Origin of the sequence: Bifidobacterium catenulatum DSM 16992 = JCM 1194 = LMG 11043 (genome assembly GCF_001025195.1) — a bacterium.
GTDB lineage: Bacteria > Actinomycetota > Actinomycetes > Actinomycetales > Bifidobacteriaceae > Bifidobacterium > Bifidobacterium catenulatum.
The window spans coordinates 74,205-92,480 of record NZ_AP012325.1; the positions used below are offsets into that span (position 1 = coordinate 74,205).

Annotated in this window: 14 protein-coding genes; 11 read left to right on the forward strand and 3 right to left on the reverse strand. The window is 57.2% G+C overall.

Annotated elements, in window-relative coordinates:
• The first annotated feature begins 25 nt into the window (after positions 1-25).
• From BBCT_RS00280 to ilvC (BBCT_RS00320), 9 genes are all read left to right on the forward strand, one after another.
• Positions 26-1,609, forward strand: coding sequence for a ClC family H(+)/Cl(-) exchange transporter (locus tag BBCT_RS00280; protein WP_003833659.1), 1,584 nt, complete (start codon positions 26-28; stop codon positions 1,607-1,609).
• Positions 1,610-1,795: 186 nt separating this feature from the next.
• Positions 1,796-2,890, forward strand: coding sequence for a fluoride efflux transporter FluC (locus BBCT_RS00285; RefSeq protein ID WP_033512852.1), 1,095 nt, complete (start codon positions 1,796-1,798; stop codon positions 2,888-2,890).
• A complete protein-coding gene (locus BBCT_RS00290; RefSeq protein WP_003833663.1) occupies positions 2,890-3,285 on the forward strand; it encodes a fluoride efflux transporter FluC in 396 nt (131 codons plus the stop codon). Before BBCT_RS00285 ends, BBCT_RS00290 begins: the two co-directional genes overlap by 1 nt.
• 88 nt (positions 3,286-3,373) lie before the next feature.
• Positions 3,374-3,565, forward strand: a complete 192-nt coding sequence (locus tag BBCT_RS00295; protein ID WP_003833664.1) for a hypothetical protein — start codon at positions 3,374-3,376, stop codon at positions 3,563-3,565.
• 360 nt (positions 3,566-3,925) lie between these two features.
• Positions 3,926-5,011, forward strand: a complete 1,086-nt coding sequence (locus tag BBCT_RS00300; protein WP_003833666.1) for a LacI family DNA-binding transcriptional regulator — start codon at positions 3,926-3,928, stop codon at positions 5,009-5,011.
• 375 nt (positions 5,012-5,386) lie between these two features.
• Entirely contained in the window at positions 5,387-6,901 is a 1,515-nt protein-coding gene (gene gtfA / locus BBCT_RS00305; RefSeq protein WP_003833668.1) for a sucrose phosphorylase, read from the forward strand.
• A 534-nt stretch (positions 6,902-7,435) separates the two neighbouring features.
• Entirely contained in the window at positions 7,436-9,037 is a 1,602-nt protein-coding gene (locus BBCT_RS00310) for an MFS transporter (protein WP_003833670.1), read from the forward strand.
• Between the two features lie 453 nt (positions 9,038-9,490).
• The gene (locus tag BBCT_RS00315; protein WP_003833672.1) at positions 9,491-10,840 is read left to right on the forward strand and encodes an MFS transporter; all 1,350 of its coding nucleotides are present in this window, start codon (positions 9,491-9,493) and stop codon (positions 10,838-10,840) included.
• 289 nt (positions 10,841-11,129) lie between these two features.
• The gene (ilvC, locus tag BBCT_RS00320) at positions 11,130-12,182 is read left to right on the forward strand and encodes a ketol-acid reductoisomerase (RefSeq protein WP_003833674.1); all 1,053 of its coding nucleotides are present in this window, start codon (positions 11,130-11,132) and stop codon (positions 12,180-12,182) included.
• 550 nt (positions 12,183-12,732) lie between these two features.
• Here the strand turns inward: ilvC (BBCT_RS00320) and ilvC (BBCT_RS00325) are convergent.
• Complete coding sequence (gene ilvC / locus BBCT_RS00325; protein WP_003833676.1) at positions 12,733-13,773, reverse strand: ketol-acid reductoisomerase; 1,041 nt, start codon at positions 13,771-13,773, stop codon at positions 12,733-12,735.
• 274 nt (positions 13,774-14,047) lie between these two features.
• Between ilvC (BBCT_RS00325) and BBCT_RS00330 the strand changes: the two genes are divergently transcribed.
• Positions 14,048-15,865, forward strand: coding sequence for a sialate O-acetylesterase (locus BBCT_RS00330; RefSeq protein ID WP_003833677.1), 1,818 nt, complete (start codon positions 14,048-14,050; stop codon positions 15,863-15,865).
• Positions 15,866-15,968: 103 nt separating this feature from the next.
• Here the strand turns inward: BBCT_RS00330 and BBCT_RS09585 are convergent, their stop codons facing one another.
• Positions 15,969-16,097 carry a hypothetical protein gene (locus tag BBCT_RS09585; RefSeq protein WP_269447011.1) on the reverse strand — a complete coding sequence of 43 codons (129 nt, stop codon included), beginning with the start codon at positions 16,095-16,097 and terminating at the stop codon, positions 15,969-15,971.
• Between BBCT_RS09585 and BBCT_RS00335 the strand changes: the two genes are divergently transcribed.
• Complete coding sequence (locus BBCT_RS00335; protein ID WP_033512748.1) at positions 16,098-16,289, forward strand: LacI family transcriptional regulator; 192 nt, start codon at positions 16,098-16,100, stop codon at positions 16,287-16,289. It abuts the gene before it with no gap.
• 286 nt (positions 16,290-16,575) lie between these two features.
• Here the strand turns inward: BBCT_RS00335 and BBCT_RS00340 are convergent, their stop codons facing one another.
• Positions 16,576-18,045: an amino acid permease gene (locus BBCT_RS00340; protein ID WP_003833681.1), complete on the reverse strand. Its 1,470-nt coding sequence runs from the start codon at positions 18,043-18,045 to the stop codon at positions 16,576-16,578.
• Between the last annotated feature and the right edge of the window lie 231 nt (positions 18,046-18,276).

The window sequence follows — 18,276 nt, forward strand, 5'->3', positions numbered from 1 at the left end:
GACCGTCGGCAACGAGTTTCCCGGCTTGACTGGTAACGACGCGGCACATGATATCCGCCGGCTGATTCCGCGATTCGACCACTTGAAGTGGAAGATGGCGGCGGCCGGCATAGTCATTGGTCTGGTTTCAGGATTGCTGGTTGTCGTATACCGTCTCGGCATCGAATACGGCACGGATGCGTCCCGTTGGATATATGCGCGGATTCGCGAGACCCCGTGGCTGATTGCGCCGTGGGCGGTTGCCGCGGTGGCGGCCGCGCTGGCGATCGCGTGGATGGTCGGCAAGGAGCCGATGGCTGGTGGCAGCGGCATCCCGCAGACCAACGGCGTGGTGATATGCGGCTTGAAGATGCGTTGGCAGACGATTCTGCCAGTCCGTTTCGTCGGCGGACTGTTGGGCGCGTTGTTTGGTCTGTCGCTCGGCCGTGAGGGGCCGTCCATTCAGATTGGTGCGTCGGGCGCGCAGTGTGTGTCCCACCGTTTGCGCGGCCGCCGCCGTGAGGACATGCAGGAGCATTATCTGGTCACCGCCGGTGCCGCGGCCGGCTTGTCCGCCGCGTTCAGCGCGCCGCTGTCCGGCATGATGTTCGCTTTGGAAGGGGTGCATCGGAGTTTTTCCCCTGCGATTCTGATGGGCGCCACCGCCGCATCGCTGACTGCTGATTTCGTCTCAAAATACTGTTTCGGTCTGCGTCCGGTTTTGGATTTCGGTGATATCGGTCAGCTGTCATTGGAAGAGTATGTGTGGCTGATTCCGTTGGGATTGGTGGCCGGTTTGGTTGGTTCGCTGATGAACCGCTCGTTGCTTGGCTTCCAGACGCTGTACGGCAAACTGCCGGCATGGAGCCGCCCGATGATTGCGATTGCGATCGCGTTGCCTGTCGGCATCTGGTTGCCTGATGTGCTCGGCGGCGGCTCGAATCTGATTGATACCGCCGAACATGCGCGCGTCGGCTTGGGAATGCTGTGTCTGCTGTTCGTGGCGAAGATGCTGTTCACATCCACGAGTTTCGGCTCAGGCGCGCCTGGCGGTATTTTCATGCCGATTCTTGCGGTCGGTTCGTTGGCTGGCGGCATCTGCGGTGAAGTGTTGCATCGATTCGGTGATCTGCCATCTGACGCAGTGGCGGTGTTCGCGGTGTGCGTGATGACGGGCACGCTCGCCGCGTCCGTGAAAACGCCGATCACGTCGATTCTGTTGGCTGTGGAGATGTCTGGAACATTGACGCACATGCTGCCGGTCGCGGCCGTCGCTTTCATCGCGCTGTTGGTGTCCGATTTGCTGCGCACCAAACCGATCTATGGGGAGTTGCTGGAGCGGTACGTGCGCGCGCAAGGCATGCAGATGGCGATCGCAAGCCATGTGGGCAGCGGCATTATGGAACTGCCATTGGAAATGGGGGCGATTGCGGACGGCAAGCGGGTGCGTGACGTGCGTTGGCCGTCTGGGTGTCTGATCATCGGCCTGCGTCGCGGCGAAAGCGAGATCGTGCCGCGCGGTGATACACGGCTGCGTGCCGGTGACTATTTGGTGGTGCTGTTCAGTGGCGAGGAGGAGCGCGAGGTGCGACCTGCGATGCGGCGGCTGTGTGATGCCCGGCTTGACTGAGCCTGGCTGAATTCGGCTGGACTCTGGATGTCCGAATCTGCGGAATCGGATATCTAGGGTGCATACGTTTGCGCTCCGTGTAAACTCATATGCGTTAGGAAGGCAGCAATCGCGGCCCAGCTCGTTGTTGCACGGCCTATGGGCGGAACAACGCTGTCCGCGGAAGGCCAGTACAGGGGGAGCGCAATGGAATCGCAAGAACAATCGCCGGGAGACGTGGTGACTGCGGGTGAGGACTCGCATCCTATCACGCAGGCAATCGACGCTGTTGAGGTGACGCATACTGGTGCAACCGCGCCCGCCGCTAACACCATGGATCCGCCTACGATTCCCCTGGCACCGATGAAACGTATGCAGGCACGGTTCAATCCGCTCGCCGACGGACTGATGTATGTTGTGGTGTTCGTCGGTGGATTTGTTGGAGTCGGCTGTCGGCATGCGTTGGATATGCTTCTGCCGTCGGTTAGCGGGACGCCGTTCGTTGTGGGCACGTTTGTGTCGAATATGGTCGCCTGCTTCCTGTTTGCGATGCTGACCGAATTCATGGCGACCGCTTCGTGGCTGCGTCGCCGGGTGCGGCAGGTTGTCAGCCGTGGCGTTGGGCTCGGCTTGCTCGGCGGGCTTTCGACTATGTCCGGCGTGATGCTGGAAACGATGGAAGGTTTGCATGAGCGGCATATCGCCAGTGCGCTTGGCTATCTTGCGGGAAATTTTGCAGGCGGTTTGCTCACTGCCGCCGCCGGCGTGGTTCTGATGCAGGCACTGCTGTCACGGAGTACTCGAAAGCGGGTTCGGGGTGCGTTTTCAGCTGTTTCCGTGTCCGATTCTGTCGAATCGGACACGCAGGGCGTACGCCATGTGAAAGTGGCCGACGTGGCGCGTTCTGCCGCGCAGGCCGCAATGGAAGCCGCGCAGGTGGCGCAGCAGGCCGCGCAGACGGCCCAGCAGATTGCACAGACGGGACAGGTTCCGCGAGTCGAAGCGCCAACCGTGCCGCCGACTGCCATCCAGCCTATGCAGACAGGCCACGTTCCGCAGATTCCGCCGCTGGTCGTTCCTCAGCTGACACAGTCATCGCAGCCGTTGTTGCGCGAGCCGGATACTCCAGACTTGGGGCAGCTGCCCGAGCCGATTCAGCAGCCGCAACCAATCCAGCAGCCCCAGCAGCAGTCGCAGCCGATCCAGCAGCCGGCCAACCTGCTTCCGCCCAGCTTCGAGCCCAAACCGATTACTGCGGAGATTTCGCTTGTCGCCGACCCGGCTACCGGGGAGGTGCGCTGATGATGTGGATGATCTGTCTGTTCGGCGGTCTGGGCGCCATGGCCCGTTACGTGCTCGACGTGTCAATTCAACGAGGCTGGAACCGCGAGAATCGGAGAACGAGCCGCAACTTCCCGCTATCCACGCTCGTCATCAACGGCGTCGCCTCGCTATGCGCAGGCATCGCCATGATGTCCTACTATTCGCAATCGGTGGATATGGACACGGTCATGATGTTCGTTGTCGGATTTCTCGGTGGTTTCTCAACATTCTCCACGGCGCTCAACGAAGTGGTTTCATTGATTCGCCAGCGTCGTTTTACGCTGGCTCTGGGCTATGGAATAGCAACCGTCGCGGTGCCTCTCATTTGCGTGGCCACCGGTTTCGGCATTGCGCTGCTCGCCAATCCGGCGTAATTTTCACGTTACGCGGACGGTCGCTGAGTAGCGTGAAAGAAATCTGAGCGCAACCGCCATCAAGGCCGCCAGTCCGGATGCAACGCTGGTGATTGCATTCGACCAGACCAAGCCGCTGCTGAAGGATGGCAAGGATATCCAGTATCAGGGCCAGACCGGTATCGGGCCGTTCAATAAGAACAATGATCCGAGTTCTGCGAATATCGGCGTCTACACCTTTGACAAAGACAACAAGCCGGTCTTTGACCACACGCAGTCTGGTGACGTTCCGACCGACTGATCGCGATGATCGCAATGTAGGCCATTATCAATACAAGAAGACGGCGCAAAGTGAGTGTGGATATCGCAAGCTTTGCGCCGTTTCTTTCGTTGTACGCAATTGTGATGTTTTGCAAGATGTTGCGCATGATATATATTCCATCGATGCGGTATCGAATGCAGTGCAAAAGTGGCCCATGAATGTGATTTCAAGAGGGCATCATGAAAATCACATGATGGAAATAAAGTTAGGGGTACCCGCGTCAAACGATATATACACCGGACTGTCGAACAGGTTCGAGAGAATGTAAATGAATGTAATATTAGCGGTAAGCACGTGAGAATACAGCGATAGAACAGTGATGACGGGGAAGGTGCGATCATGGTCGGTATGCGCGATGTGGCGAAGAAGGCCGGGGTGTCTCTGAGCACCGTCTCGCTGGTGGTGAACGGCAACGGGTACGTGTCTGATGACATGCGCGAACGTGTGCGCAAAGCCATGCAACTGCTCAATTATGTGCCGAACGAGCTTGCCCGCAATCTGTATCATGATCGTACGAATCTGGTCGGTGTCATCGTGCCCACCATCCGCCACCCGTTCTTTGCAACGTTTACCGCGCATCTGCAGCATGCGCTCGCTGCGCAAGGATTACGCACTATGCTGTGCTCTACCGCAGATGAGGCGGGCGGCGAAATCCAGTATGTCGACATGTTGCGTCGGCACATGATGGACGGCATCGTCATGTGTGCGCACACTTCGCATCCTGGCGATTATTGGACGTCGATTCATCGCCCGATCGTCGCGTTCGACCGTGTGCTTGGAGACGGTATTTCGTCGATCGGATCCGACCACGAGCAGGGTGGGCGATTGATTGCGCAGATGCTGATCCGCAATGGTGCCAAACATGTGGTGGTGATTGGCGGTCCGCGAGATCAATTCTTCGATTTGGCTGCGCGCGGAGAAGTCGAGGAAGGACCGTTCGATTTGGGAAAGACCACGTTCCCGACGGTGCGCTACTACCTCACGTTGGAACAGGAATTGACCTCCGTAGGCGTGAAATACGAGTATGTTGAAGCTGGCGAAGTGATGGATTTTGCCGGCTTTCATCGTGCGGTCAGCAATGCGCTCGACAAGGTGACGACCGACGGTGTCGATGCCGTGGTCAGTTCCGATATTGGTGCGTCGTTCTGCGTGCGCGAAGCGTTGAGCCGTGGAATTTCCATTCCTGACGAGCTGCAGATCGTTGCCTACGATGGTACGTATTTGACTGATTTGGCCGGCATGAAGCTGACCGCGGTCGCGCAGGATTTCGCGGCGATCGCACAGTCGGTGGCCGACCATATCGTGCAGGCTATTGCCAATGAGGAAGTGGCCGCGGCTAACGCTTCACGCAAGAACGTCCCCAAGCCGTTCGAGCCGAACGTGCTTATTCCCATGACGCTGGTGCCAGGCGATACCACGCGTTGATGCTGCGCGTCTTCATGCGTGTGCCCGGTGTGGATCGCATCGATTTCAGAGGCGTCCACAACCAGCGGACGCCCGTCGATAGTCGTGCTCATCATCCGACTTGTGCATATGTGTCCGATTCTGGAGAATCGGTCATGTGTGATGTGTGAGATGTTTGGATGTCCGATTCTGCAGAAACGGACACATTGGGGTCGGACAGGCTGGGTTGTGTAGAACACCGCATCAAACCGGTTCGACACGCGCATTTTGCGGTATTACTGGACATCAACGTCCCTTTCGAGGTAATATCAAACCGGTTCGATACATACAAGTATGTAAAAGCACGCATACACTGCGTACACATTGCACCTGCATCCATGAACCAAGGGAGGTCCCATGAAAAACAAAGTGCAGCTCATCGCTTACGCCGATCGTCTCGGCGATGGCACTCTTAGCTCGATGACCGACATCCTGCGCACCCGCTTCGACGGCGTGTATGACGGCGTGCATATCCTGCCGTTCTTCACTCCGTTCGATGGTGCGGATGCAGGCTTCGACCCGATCGACCACACCAAAGTCGACCCGCGTCTCGGCAGCTGGGATGACGTTGCTGAACTTTCCAAGACCCACGGCATCATGGTCGATGCCATCGTCAACCACATGAGCTGGGAATCCAAGCAGTTCCAAGACGTGCTTGAAAAAGGTGAGGAATCCGAGTATTACCCGATGTTTCTGACCATGAGCTCCGTCTTCCCGAACGGCGCCACCGAAGAGGATCTGGCCGGCATTTACCGTCCGCGCCCGGGCCTGCCGTTCACCCACTACAAGTTCGCCGGCAAGACCCGTCTGGTATGGGTCAGCTTCACCCCGCAGCAGGTGGACATCGACACCGATTCCGACAAGGGCTGGGAATACCTCATGTCCATCTTCGATCAGATGGCCGCATCCCATGTCAGTTACATTCGTCTCGACGCCGTCGGCTACGGCGCTAAGGAAGCTGGCACGAGCTGCTTCATGACTCCGAAGACGTTCAAGCTCATCTCCCGCCTGCGTGAAGAGGGTGTCAAGCGCGGTCTGGAAATCCTCATCGAAGTGCATTCCTACTACAAGAAGCAGGTTGAGATTGCATCGAAGGTCGATCGCGTCTACGATTTCGCGCTTCCGCCGCTGCTGCTGCATTCGTTGAATACCGGTCACGTTGAGCCGGTCGCGCATTGGACCGACATCCGTCCGAACAATGCCGTCACCGTACTCGATACGCATGATGGCATCGGAGTGATCGATATTGGTTCCGACCAGTTGGATCGTTCGCTCAAGGGGCTCGTGCCTGATGAGGACGTTGACAATCTCGTCAACACCATTCACGCGAACACGCACGGCGAATCGCAGGCCGCTACCGGCGCTGCCGCGTCCAATCTTGATCTGTATCAGGTCAACAGCACCTACTATTCGGCGCTGGGATGCAACGATCAGCACTATATTGCGGCTCGCGCAGTGCAGTTCTTCCTGCCAGGCGTTCCACAGGTCTACTATGTTGGCGCGCTTGCCGGCAAGAACGACATGGAGCTGCTGCGCAAGACCAACAATGGCCGCGATATCAATCGTCACTATTATTCCACTGCTGAGATTGATGAGAATCTGCAGCGTCCGGTGGTGAAGGCGTTGAATGCGCTCGCTAAGTTCCGCAATGAGCTTGACGCGTTCGACGGAGCCTTTTCGTACAGCGCCGACGGTGACACGTCCATCAGCTTCACGTGGAAGGGCGCAACTACCGAGGCTGCGCTCACGTTCGAGCCGGGTCGCGGTCTTGGTGTGGAGAACACCACGCCGGTCGCCACGCTCGCATGGCGTGATTCCGCGGGCGAACATCGTACGGACGATCTGATCACCAACCCACCGGTCGTCGCTTGATCGCGCGTGCATCCATAAATCTGTAATCGTCCTTCCTGCCACCTCTCCTTCAGGAAGGACGATTCGCATTCTGCTTCTCAAGAAATCGTTTTTCCCGAGAATCAGCTGAAATCCAAGCAAAAGCGGGTAAGGTGAGCGTACGTCAAAGATGTCAAAGCTCTTCGATTAAGACAACATATTTTTCACCATCATGGGCGTGCTGTTTGATACGCAATCTCAAGCAGTCGCTGCTGCCATGGCTTGTGTTCCTGTTGACGGCGGTTGTGCTGGTGATTGATGGGAGTCACGTTGCCGCAATACTGCTGCGCATGGATATACAACTGGATTTGCCGTCGCATGTTTCTGTTGCCTGACAGGACGTATTGATATGGTTGATTTCGCCGAAAGAATCGCTCGAATGCACTGTTGCAGTGTGTCCGGGCGATTTTCATATGTACTGAATATTCGTGTGACATTTCGAAAACGAGCAACGAAATAGAAGCAAGAACGAGAAGCGACAATATAAAACAAGAAAAACAGGAATAGAAACAAGAGATGACTGAAGACAATCAACATAATGCAGATGGGCAGCAGACTCCAATGCAGCCGCAGCCGCTGCCGGGCCAGGTATTTGTGCGCCCCGGCATCGATGACCGTCCCGATTACGAAAAAACGCTGACCGAAGAGGCCAAAGCGGCCCTGAAGCGCCTGGCCGTACAGCAGAATCCGCGCGTGCCCGAGGCCTCCAACGAGCGTCCGGAAGTGCAGCAGACCCTCATCAACACGGAAAGTGGCTCCCCGCTGACCGCGTTCGCCCATCTTGACGCCGCCGTGCCGAACCTCGAATCGTCGTTCCTTGACCTGCGTGATCCGATGACCGCGCCCGACGGCACTACGCCCACCAAGCCGCAGGTACATCGCCTCACCGCCGGCTTCGCGCTTGGTGCGCTGCTGTTCACCGCGCCGATGGCCGCGCTCAACTCCGTGCTCATTCCACAGACCATCAGCCGTCTTTCCGGCACCGACCGCGTCACCGATCTGGCGCTGCTCAGCGTCGTTGGCACGCTGCTGACGTTCCTGATGAACGCGTGGATTTCCGTCGGATCCGACCATTCGTACTGCCCGCTGGGCCGCCGCACCCCGTGGATCATCGCCGGCACGGTGCTGACTGCCACGTCGGTGGCGATTCTTTCCGCATGCGATTTCATGCCGTTGGTCATCGTGTTCTGGCTGTTCACGCTGATCGGACATGCGATGGTGTCGATGCCGCTGGCGGCCGCTTTCGGTGAGCGCGTGCCCGACAAGTTCCGTGATCGTGCGGACGCGTGGCGTGGCGTTGGACAGGCGTTCGGCCAGGTGTTGGGCATTATCGCGGCCGTTTCGCTTACGTGGGCCGCCGACGATTCCGGTTGGAATGGCACCACGCGTTTCGCCATGATGGTGTTTGCGTTGTGCCTGGTGGTGGCTGGTGTGGCTACGTTGCTGGTGTTGCCGTTTGAGGGTTCCAGCAGCTATTTGCCTCGTGAGAGTGTGAAGAAGGGCGATTATTTTTCGCAGTATCGCCCGCCGAAGGGCGCTCCGAAGTTCTTCATTGCGTTTGCCGCGCGCATGTTTGCCATCGCAGCCACTTCCGGCATTGCGATTTACCAGTGGTATCTTGCGCAGGATGGTTTGGGTGATGTTTCGCAGGTCGCCATGTTTGGTTTGTCCGGAGCGGCTGCGGTTATGTCGGTGATGGCCGTTGCCGCGTTCGTCGGCTCGCTGTTGGCTGCGCTTCTGCTTGGTCGTATCGCCCGCGCTTTCAAGGATTCCCGTATTCCCGCAATTGCCGCCTGCCTGTTGTTTGTGGTTGCTGTAGTACTTCCGTTGACACCGATCGATAGAGCGATGGCGGTCGCGTTGTATGCGCTGTTTGCAGGTTTCGCGTATGTGGTGTATGACGGCGTGAGCCAAGGGCTGAATCTTGCGACGTTACCGGATGTGCGTTCCGTTGGTCGTTCGTTGGCCGCGTTCAGTTTGGCGAATACGTTCGGTTCGTTGATTGGCGCTGTCGTTTGCGCGATTGCGATTGCGGTGACTGGCGAGTATCTGCTGATTTTCGCTGTTGCCGCCGGTTGCATGGCTATTGCGGGCGTGCTGACGTTGCTGCTGAAATGATTTTGGATGATCTGAGATAATCCGAAAAACGAATATCAAATTCAAAATTGCGCGTCCACATAGTGAACCTTTAGTAGAAAGGATATGTGGACGCGCTTATCTTTACGGCTTAGTTCGAGCGGATCGCCCGCCGAATACAAGACTTTGCGAAAGGAGGTTCGCCACGATGAACGGAATGGTTGCACGCGTACTGCTGTCCGTACGAATTATTATTCCGCTTTCGTTGGCGGACTGATTCGAGCAATGCAGCTTCAATCCCTCGCCAACGGAGGCAGGGTTTGAGGCGCGCAAAACACACACGTTGATGGCCCTGCATACTGCGGGGTCTTTTTTGTTGCCGCCCACAAGGCGTAAGGCAACGAAATGAAGACTGCAACAAGAGAATAGAAGAAAGACGTTATCGGCGCATGTTGAGAGCCGGTAGCACATGACAGACGTAACAGGAGTAATCCAATGAGTGCAGTCGAAGCAGCCGCTGGTAAAGCGCAGGCAATGGTGCGCGATTCGGTGAAAACCGTGATCGCCGCTTCCATGGTCGGCACCGCCATCGAGTTCTACGACTTCTACGCATACGGCACCGCCGCTGCGAACTATTTCCCGAAGGTGTTCTTCGGAGATACCACCAATCCGACCGTCGCGCTGCTAGCCAGCCTGCTGACCTTCGCCATCGCGTTCATTGCACGTCCGCTCGGATCCTTGGTGTTCGGCCATTTTGGCGACCGCATGGGCCGCAAGACCACACTGGTGGTTTCGCTGTTGACCATGGGTGTCGCCACGTTCCTGATCGGCTGCCTGCCGACTTATAGCCAGTGGGGCATTGTGGCTGTCGCCGCGCTGTGCCTGTGCCGTTTCGTGCAGGGCATCGGTTTGGGCGGCGAATGGTCGGGTGCCGCTTTGGTGGCCACCGAGAACGCTCCGGAAGACAAGCGTGCGCTGTATGGCTCCTTCCCGGAATTGGGTGCTCCGATCGGTTTCTTCCTGTCGAACGGCACCTACTTCCTGTTGGAAACGTTCAACGATGACGATGCGATGCTGGCATGGGGTTGGCGTGTGCCGTTCCTGCTGTCCGCAGTGCTGGTGATCGTCGGTCTTGTGGTGCGCGTGCAGATGGAGGAGACCCCGATCTTCCGCATGGCTCAGGAACAGAAGAAGGTCGTCAAGTCTCCGCTGACCGAAGTGTTCAAGAAGAGCTGGAAGGAAGTCATCCAAGCCACGTTCCTGGTGGCCGTCACCTACACGCTGTTCTACACGCTGGCAACCTGGTCCCTCGCTTGGGGCACCAAAACCGTCGAGCAGGGCGGCGGCAACCTTGGTTTCACCAATCGTGAATACCTGCTCATGCTGATGCTTGCCATCTGCGTGTTCGCCGCGTTCATCGTCATTTCCTGCGTGAACGCCGATAAATTCGGCCGCAAGCGCGTGATCGTCATCTCGTCCTGCTGCCTCGTGGCATTCGCGCTGCTCTTCCCGTTCCTGCTTGATCCGGCGGTCGTCGGCCAGCGTAACTTCGCCGCCAACCTGCTGTTCCTGTGCATCGGCTTCGCGTTGATGGGCACCGCATTCGGTCCGATCGGCGCGTTCCTGCCGGAGCTGTTCGACGCCAACGTGCGTTATTCCGGCTCCGGCATCGGCTACAACCTGGCCGCCATCGTCGGCGCGGCATTCGTGCCGACCATCGCCACTTGGCTGTCCCACCACTGGGGTGTGCACTCCGTCGGTCTGTACCTCGGCGTGATGGCCGTGTGCTGCCTTGTTGCGGTGCTGAGCTGCAAGGAGACTAAGGACGTCGATTTCACCAAGTGATGTCCGTGAGGGCTTCGGCGGTGTCCGGGTGGAATCGCCCGAAGCCCTCACAAAAAGCGTTTGACGCAAAACATAACCACTATGTGAACGTCAGCAACCAATATAAAGAAAACGGGACTAGAACAGTTCCGCAGGAGAGGCGGTGTGATTTCTCGGACACAATCCGGGGGGAGTAACATCCTAGGAATCACAAGTCGTTGCAACAACCGAACAAGTAACAGAAATCGAAAGTTTTTTCGGGAAAAGTACGATCCCGAAGCGATAAAAGAAAATAAAAGGAGCGCCAATCATGGCAGCAACTATCTGGTACGAAAAGGACGCCGATCTGTCTGTGTTTGAAGGCAAGAAGGTGGCCATCCTTGGTTACGGTTCTCAGGGTCACGCTCATGCACTGAACCTGCGCGATTCCGGTGTGGACGTCGTCGTTGGCCTGCGTCCGACCTCCAAGTCCGTGGATTACGCCAAGGAGCAGGGCCTGGAAGTCAAGCCGGTCGGCGAGGCCGTCGCCGAAGCCGACGTGGTCATGATTCTGCTGCCTGACCAGTACCAGGCTAAGGTTTACAAGGAAGAGGTTGAGCCGAACCTGAAGCCGGGCGCTGCTTTGGCTTTCGCTCACGGTTTCAACATCCACTACGGCTACATCAAGCCGTCCGAGGACCACCCGGTCTTCATGGTCGCTCCGAAGGGCCCGGGCCACATCGTGCGTCGTGAGTACGCCGCCGGCCGTGGCGTCCCGGTCGTCGTGGCTGTGGAGCAGGATCCGGATGGCAAGACCTGGCCGCTGTGCCTGGCTTACGCCAAGGCTCTGGGCGCTCTGCGTGCAGGCGCCATCAAGACCACCTTCACCGAGGAGACCGAAACCGATCTGTTCGGCGAGCAGGACGTGCTCATGGGTGGCATCAACCACCTGTGCGATCTGGGCTTCGACGTGCTGACCGAGGCTGGCTACCAGCCGGAGATCGCCTACTTCGAGGTGTTCCACGAGCTGAAGATGCTGGTGGATCTGGCCAACGAAGGCGGCCTGAACAAGGCTCGTTGGAGCTGCTCCGACACTGCTCAGTATGGCGATTACACCTCCACCGTCATCACCGAAGAGACCAAGAAGCGCATGCAGTACCAGCTCAAGCGCATTCAGGATGGCTCCTTCGCCAAGGAGTTCATGGATGATCAGGCCGCTGGCGCTCCGAAGTTCAAGCAGCTGCAGGAAGAGTACAGCCACCCGCACCTGGAGACCGTTGGCCCGAAGCTGCGCGCCATGTTCTCCTGGAACAACCAGGTGGACGCCGATGCCGATATGGCCGAGTCCTTCAACGGCAAGATTGCTCGTACCCAGGTTCAGTGAGATCGCCTGATTCCGAGCTGAGAGCCGGAATCTGAAGCATTAAGACCGTCGCCCGATTCGTTCGGACGGCGGTCTTTTGCGTTGTGTTGGCTCCTTTTGCCGCGCTGACAGGTGTTTGGTGCGATGAATCGGGTTTTTCGCGCATGGGGGTATGGTTCATGCTGTTTTTGGTGATTTGATGCCCCCGTTTCTGTATCATCTCCGGTTTTGCTTGCGATTCTCGACTTTTTCGTGTATGGGGGTATGGTCTCTTCTGGTTTCTGTCGATTCAAGGCCCCCTTGCCTGTGTTAGCCGGGGATTGGTGGCGAGGATCGCATTTTTTCGAGTACGGGGTTATTCGTTGGAACCGTGGTTCTGGAATCTCGGAACCTTGAAACCTCAAAACCGTGAAATCTTCTGAAAATAGAGGAAGACCGACACCCACAAACGGGCGACGGCCTTCCATTGGTAATTGAGGCTTGCGATCCGGTCTATCGGGACCAATTGACCGGATTCCGATGGACCGAGGCCGCTTGATCGGAATCCCGATCAAGCGAAGCCCTAAGTCACTCAGCCACGGGCGATCTTGCCGGTGAAGGTGGCCATGTCGGCGTCATCATCCTTGCCGTTGTTCCAGGAGAACATGGCGCGCAGCTTCGGGCCAACGGTCTCGATGCGCACGTTGCCGTACTCCTCCTGCAGCTGCTTGAACTTCGGAGCGCCTGCGTCCTGATCATCGATGAACTCCTTGGCGAAGGAGCCATCCTGAATGCGCTTCAGGTGGTACTGCATGCGCTCACGCACGTGCTCGTCGATGCAGGTGTTGGTATAGTCGCCGTACTGGGCGGTGTCGGAGCAGGACCAGCGGGCCTTGTTCAGGCCGCCTTCGTTCATGAGGTCGACGAGCATCTTCAACTCGTGGCAGACCTCGAAGTAGGCGATCTCCGGCTGGTAACCGGCGTCGGTGAGGACTTCAAAGCCCATTTCAACGAGCTTGTTCACGCCACCCATCAGCACATTCTGCTCGCCGAACAGATCGGTCTCGGTCTCCTCGGTGAAGGTGGTCTTGATGGCGCCTGCACGCAGAGCGCCCAGAGCCTTGGCGTAAGCCAGGGTGATGTCCCAAGCGTCGCCACGCGGATCCTGCTCCACGGCCACGACGACCGGGACGCCACGGCCGTTGGCGTACTCACGACGCACGATGTGGCCCGGGCCCTTCGGGGCGACCATGAAGACCGGGTGGTCTTCGGACGGCTTGATGTAGCCGTAGTGGATGTTGAAGCCGTGGGCGAATGCGACTGCAGCGCCCGGCTTGATGTTCGGCTCGATGTCGTTGGCCCAGATGGTGCGCTGGTACTGATCCGGAGCCAGGATCATGATGATGTCGGCCTCAGCAGCGGCTTCCGGAACGGACTTGACTTCCAGACCCTGCTCCTTGGCGTGCTCAACGGACTTGGAGGTCGGACGCAGGCCAACGACGACGTCCACACCGGAATCGCGCAGGTTCAGCGCGTGGGCGTGACCCTGGGAACCGTAACCGATGATGGCAACTTTCTTGCCTTCGAGGACCGAGAGATCGCCGTCGTTCTCATACCAGATTTGTGCAGCCATTGTACTTGGCACTCCTTTTATGTAGTGGGGTGAACGCTTGGAAAAGCGTTCGGGTTTCTACCATTCGCAGATGAAATTCGTGTTTTCATGCATGGATTTTGTCCTGCAAACTGGGGTCTATCCTACCGGAGCCTCCATCTTGTAGCGTGTCTGGTCCACAAAGTGAGCCGCGAAACCGTAAAAATCCGTCGCGGCAACGGCAAGTTTCATGTATTTTGACGGGAAGGTGACATAGGATACAACGCGTAGGGATTTTTGATTAGGAAGAGATGTCATGGTCACTGCGACTGGTCCTGCTCTTGGTTCTGAAATGACAACATCGGTTGAACCCATCGATGACCGTAGCACGGCAGGAGTTCTGCACGTTGCCGCGATTTTCGCCTCGCATATGGTGTTGCAACGTAACAAACCCATTGCCGTGTTCGGTGCGTTGAATGCCGACTGCGCCGGACTTGAGGTTTCGGCGGAAATACGCGATTTCGATGGTTCCGTGATCGTGCAGGCGCACGCGTACGCCTCCAAAGAAATCAAGAACGGCTTTTCTCCGTGGCGCGTTATGTTGCCCGCGCAACCCGAAGGCGGACCTTACACGCTGCGCGTTACCGCAGGCAACGATTTCATCGAATATTACGACGTGCTGATCGGTGAAGTGTGGCTTGCCGGCGGGCAAAGCAATATGGAACTTGAGCTGCGCAACAGTGAAAACGCCGAGGAAGCCCTCGAAAGCTGCGCTGATCCGCTCCTGCGTTTCTACAATGTGCCGAAAACCGGCGTGATTAATCGCAATGCCGAACATGCGGCAAGTTGGCAGGAATCATCGCCCGAAAACAGTGGCGTGATGAGTGCTGTAGCGTACTATTTTGCGCGAAAACTGCGTGATGAACTTGATTCCGACCTTCCAATCGGCATTATCGACTGTTATATCGGGGGTACGTCGATTAGTTGTTGGATGAGCGAGGATGCGCTGAATTCCAGCGAATCCGGGCGTGCTTATCTTGCTCGCTACGAGCAGGCGGTCGCCGGTAAAACGCAGGGACAGTTCGATTTGGAGTATAGCGAATGGCAGTCGCGTTCTGATACTTGGAATGCGTCGATTGCTGCAGCTCGTGAAGCCGATCCTGATGTGACGTGGGATACGCTCACCCAACAGTATGGCGAATGTCCGTGGCCGCCACCGATGACGCCGACTTCACAGTGGCGTCCGACTGGTCCGTTCCATGCCATGCTGGAGCGTATTGTGCCCTATTCCTTGGCTGGATTCCTGTGGTATCAGGGCGAGGAAGACGAGCCGTATTGCGATTCCTATCGTGAGCTGCTGGGCATGATGATTGGTGAATGGCGTGCGCTGTGGAGTGAAAGCCTACCGTTCCTGATTGTGCAGTTGCCGCAATGGATCGACAAGACGGTCGATGAGAGCGACGGTGATCCGATGCTGTGGCCGGTGCTGCGCGAAGCCCAGTGGGATGCCGCGCAGTCCATCGACAACGTGTTCGCCATCTGCACCATGGATTGCGGTGAATACAACAATATTCACCCGGTTGATAAGCGCACGCCCGGCGAGCGTCTAGGCAATTGTGCGCTTCGCCAAGTGTATGGTATGAGCCGTATTCCGGTGTATGGTCCGACTGTGCTGGGCTTCCGCTGCGACGAAGGCGGTCGCGTGCGTCTGTTCTTCCGGTACGCGCACGGCCTGCATTTCAGCGGTACTACGCCCGACAGTTTCGGCGATGAGCTCGCCAAGAGCCTGCCTTCGTTGGTGCGTTTGCCGGAACATTCCGGTTTCGAGCTTGCCGGTGCCGATGGCGTGTTCCATCCGGCCTACGCCGCGATTTTCGTGGATTGCGATATTGACGATCTGGTCAACGCGAAGGTCAATGTGGTCGATTACAACGCTACGGAATTCGGTATTCCGATCAACAGCCGCAGTATTGGCACGATTACGTTGGCCACGCCGAAAGTGCCGCAACCGGTTATGATGCGTTACGCATGGCGTAATTGGGGTCCGGCACCGTTGTTTAATGACAGTAATCTGCCTGCTCACCCATTCAAGCTAGACCTGACCGATCACACCGACTCTGATCACGTTGAATGATTGTCGATAGCTGACAATGAATAGCGTGCGATTGAAATCCTGCTGATCGCATGTCAGTCAAATACGAATCAAATAAAAATGCGTTATGCTGCGAGCGTATAAGCTACTGCCAGAGGTCGGGGCCGAATGAAGCCAGATATGCGGTCAGTTCGGCGGCCATTTGCTCGTCTTCCGGAATGCGCGGATGGCCATCCGTGCCGCAACCGTTGCGTGAATACAAGAAATGTTTCACGTGAAACTCGCCCTCAGCACCGCAGCCTATCCGAATCTGACAGCCATGGGCCGTGACGTGGTCGATACCGGTAAGCAGGCCGCTGAACTGCTGCTCAAGCTGATCGACGGCGAGCGTGTGGGGCATCTGATGGAAGAGTCGTACGAATTGCGTGCCCGCGCTTCGACCGGTCCTGCTCCGGCAGCGGAATGAGATGCGACGATGAGTTAAAAAATCGCGATTGCGCATTTGCTGCGGCAATCCCGCTTGCCGATGCTCGACCAACGTCGTATAGCGTCAAGCTTAAGAAAACCCTAAGCGATTAAGTTTGGCGAGTCAACTGCGATACGGAAGCGAAATTTGGAATTTGAAACGTGAAGATCACGGAATACGCAACGAAAAAGCGGGAATTACGGATTGAAAATCAGAATCTGAAATCTGAAACAAAAAGCGCCTGTGCCCCTCGCTTGAGGCACAGGCGCATTGTTGCCTTACGACTTCAGGCGCGCTTCTGTGTGATCTGATAGGCGGCGAACAGCACGACCAGCCAAATCACACCGGCGACCACGGCGATGCGATAGCTTGCGGAGAAGCACATCAGCACCACGACCAGCAGCATGAACGCGATCACCAAATACGGCGTCACCTTGGCGAACGGCAGCTTGAAAGCGAGCTTGTCAAGCGCTTCCTGGCCCTTCAATCCCTTCAGATTGTTCGGACCATCGCCGGCGGCGACAACGCGACGGAACTTAATTTCCGTAATCATAATCATGATCCAATTAATCGCAGCGGCGATCGTGGCGATCGACATCAAATAATTGAACGCGAAATCAGGCCACACGAACACCACCACCACGGCGATCGCAATAATGATGGCCGACGTGATCACGCCACCGACCGGAACGCCGCGCTTGTTCAGGCGGCCCAGATACGCGGGAGCATTGCCCTGCTTCGCCAACGAATACAACATGCGCGAGTTCGCGTACAGGCCAGAGTTGTACACGCTCATTACGGCGGTCAAGCACACGAAATTCAGAATGCCGGCGGCCGCATGCACGCCCACCGAGTCGAAAATCTGCACGAACGGGCTGGAATTGCCGTCGATCGTGCTCCACGGGACCACGGCCATGATCACACCGAGCGCGCAGATGTAGAACACGAGAATACGCCAGATAATGCCGTTCGTGGCCTTCGGAATGGTGGTGCGCGGATTTTCGGTCTCGCCCGCGGTGATGCCGATGAGTTCGGTGCCGCCGAAGCTGAACATCACCACGACCAGCGCCATCAGCAAGCCAGTCCACGTGCCGTCCGCATTGCGAGACATCAGGCCATGCGGCAGGAATCCGCCGTCAACGGTGAACCAGTTGGCGAACGACGCGCGAATGCCCGAAGCGGTCGGCACATTCGCGATGATCACATACAAACCGCCGAAAATCATGGCAAGCACGGCCACGATCTTGATGATGGCGAACCAGAATTCAAATTCGCCGAACTTGTTCACACCCATAAGATTCAGCGCCGCGATCGCCACGAGGAACACCGCCGCCGACACCCACTTCGGAATGTTCGGGAACCAGTAATTCACGAACGAGCCAACCACAGCCAACTCCACCATGGCTACGAGCACGTAGTTGAACCAGTAATTCCAGCCGGAAATAAAGCCTGCGCGCTTCGACCAGTACTGCGTGGCGTAATAGCTGAACGCGCCCGCCTTCGGATCCTCGACCGCCATTTCAGACAGTGCGCGCACGATCAGGAAAATCGCCAGACCGCCGATCAGATAGGCGAGCAGAATGGCCGGGCCTGCCAGCTGAATCGACTCGCTGGAACCATAGAACAGGCCGGTGCCGATCGCGCCGCCCAATGCGATCAATTGAATATGACGATTCTTCAAAGACTTGCGCAGCGTCGGCGGAACCGGCACATCGTCGGTTTCGCGCGGTTTCTTCGCAACGGTTGCGTCGCTCATGAATGCTTCCTCTTCTTGGGTGCCTCAGCAATATTCGGCAAATTCGGCAAATTCAGCAAATTCAGCAAAAGTTTGGCGATTTTGGCGATGTTGCGTTCGGCAGTAGTGGTAGGTGACGCGCCTGTGGTTTTTGGCATGGCGCGTCTTCCCCGATTGTAGCTGTAGCGCGTGGATTCGGTTTCATAGTGTTCAATAGTTCGATAGTCCAATAAAATGAAGGTTGTGAGAGCG

What these genes read in the sequence shown, in the direction of transcription:
- BBCT_RS00330 (WP_003833677.1), top strand. Translation starts at nt 14,048, where the DNA reads ATGGTCACTGCGACTGGTCCTGCTCTTGGTTCTGAAATGACAACATCG.
- BBCT_RS00310 (WP_003833670.1), top strand. Translation starts at nt 7,436, where the DNA reads ATGACTGAAGACAATCAACATAATGCAGATGGGCAGCAGACTCCAATG.
- ilvC (WP_003833674.1), top strand. Translation starts at nt 11,130, where the DNA reads ATGGCAGCAACTATCTGGTACGAAAAGGACGCCGATCTGTCTGTGTTT.
- ilvC (WP_003833676.1), bottom strand. Translation starts at nt 13,773, where the DNA reads ATGGCTGCACAAATCTGGTATGAGAACGACGGCGATCTCTCGGTCCTC.
- BBCT_RS00290 (WP_003833663.1), top strand. Translation starts at nt 2,890, where the DNA reads ATGATGTGGATGATCTGTCTGTTCGGCGGTCTGGGCGCCATGGCCCGT.
- BBCT_RS00340 (WP_003833681.1), bottom strand. Translation starts at nt 18,045, where the DNA reads ATGAGCGACGCAACCGTTGCGAAGAAACCGCGCGAAACCGACGATGTG.
- BBCT_RS00285 (WP_033512852.1), top strand. Translation starts at nt 1,796, where the DNA reads ATGGAATCGCAAGAACAATCGCCGGGAGACGTGGTGACTGCGGGTGAG.
- BBCT_RS00315 (WP_003833672.1), top strand. Translation starts at nt 9,491, where the DNA reads ATGAGTGCAGTCGAAGCAGCCGCTGGTAAAGCGCAGGCAATGGTGCGC.
- BBCT_RS00300 (WP_003833666.1), top strand. Translation starts at nt 3,926, where the DNA reads ATGGTCGGTATGCGCGATGTGGCGAAGAAGGCCGGGGTGTCTCTGAGC.
- gtfA (WP_003833668.1), top strand. Translation starts at nt 5,387, where the DNA reads ATGAAAAACAAAGTGCAGCTCATCGCTTACGCCGATCGTCTCGGCGAT.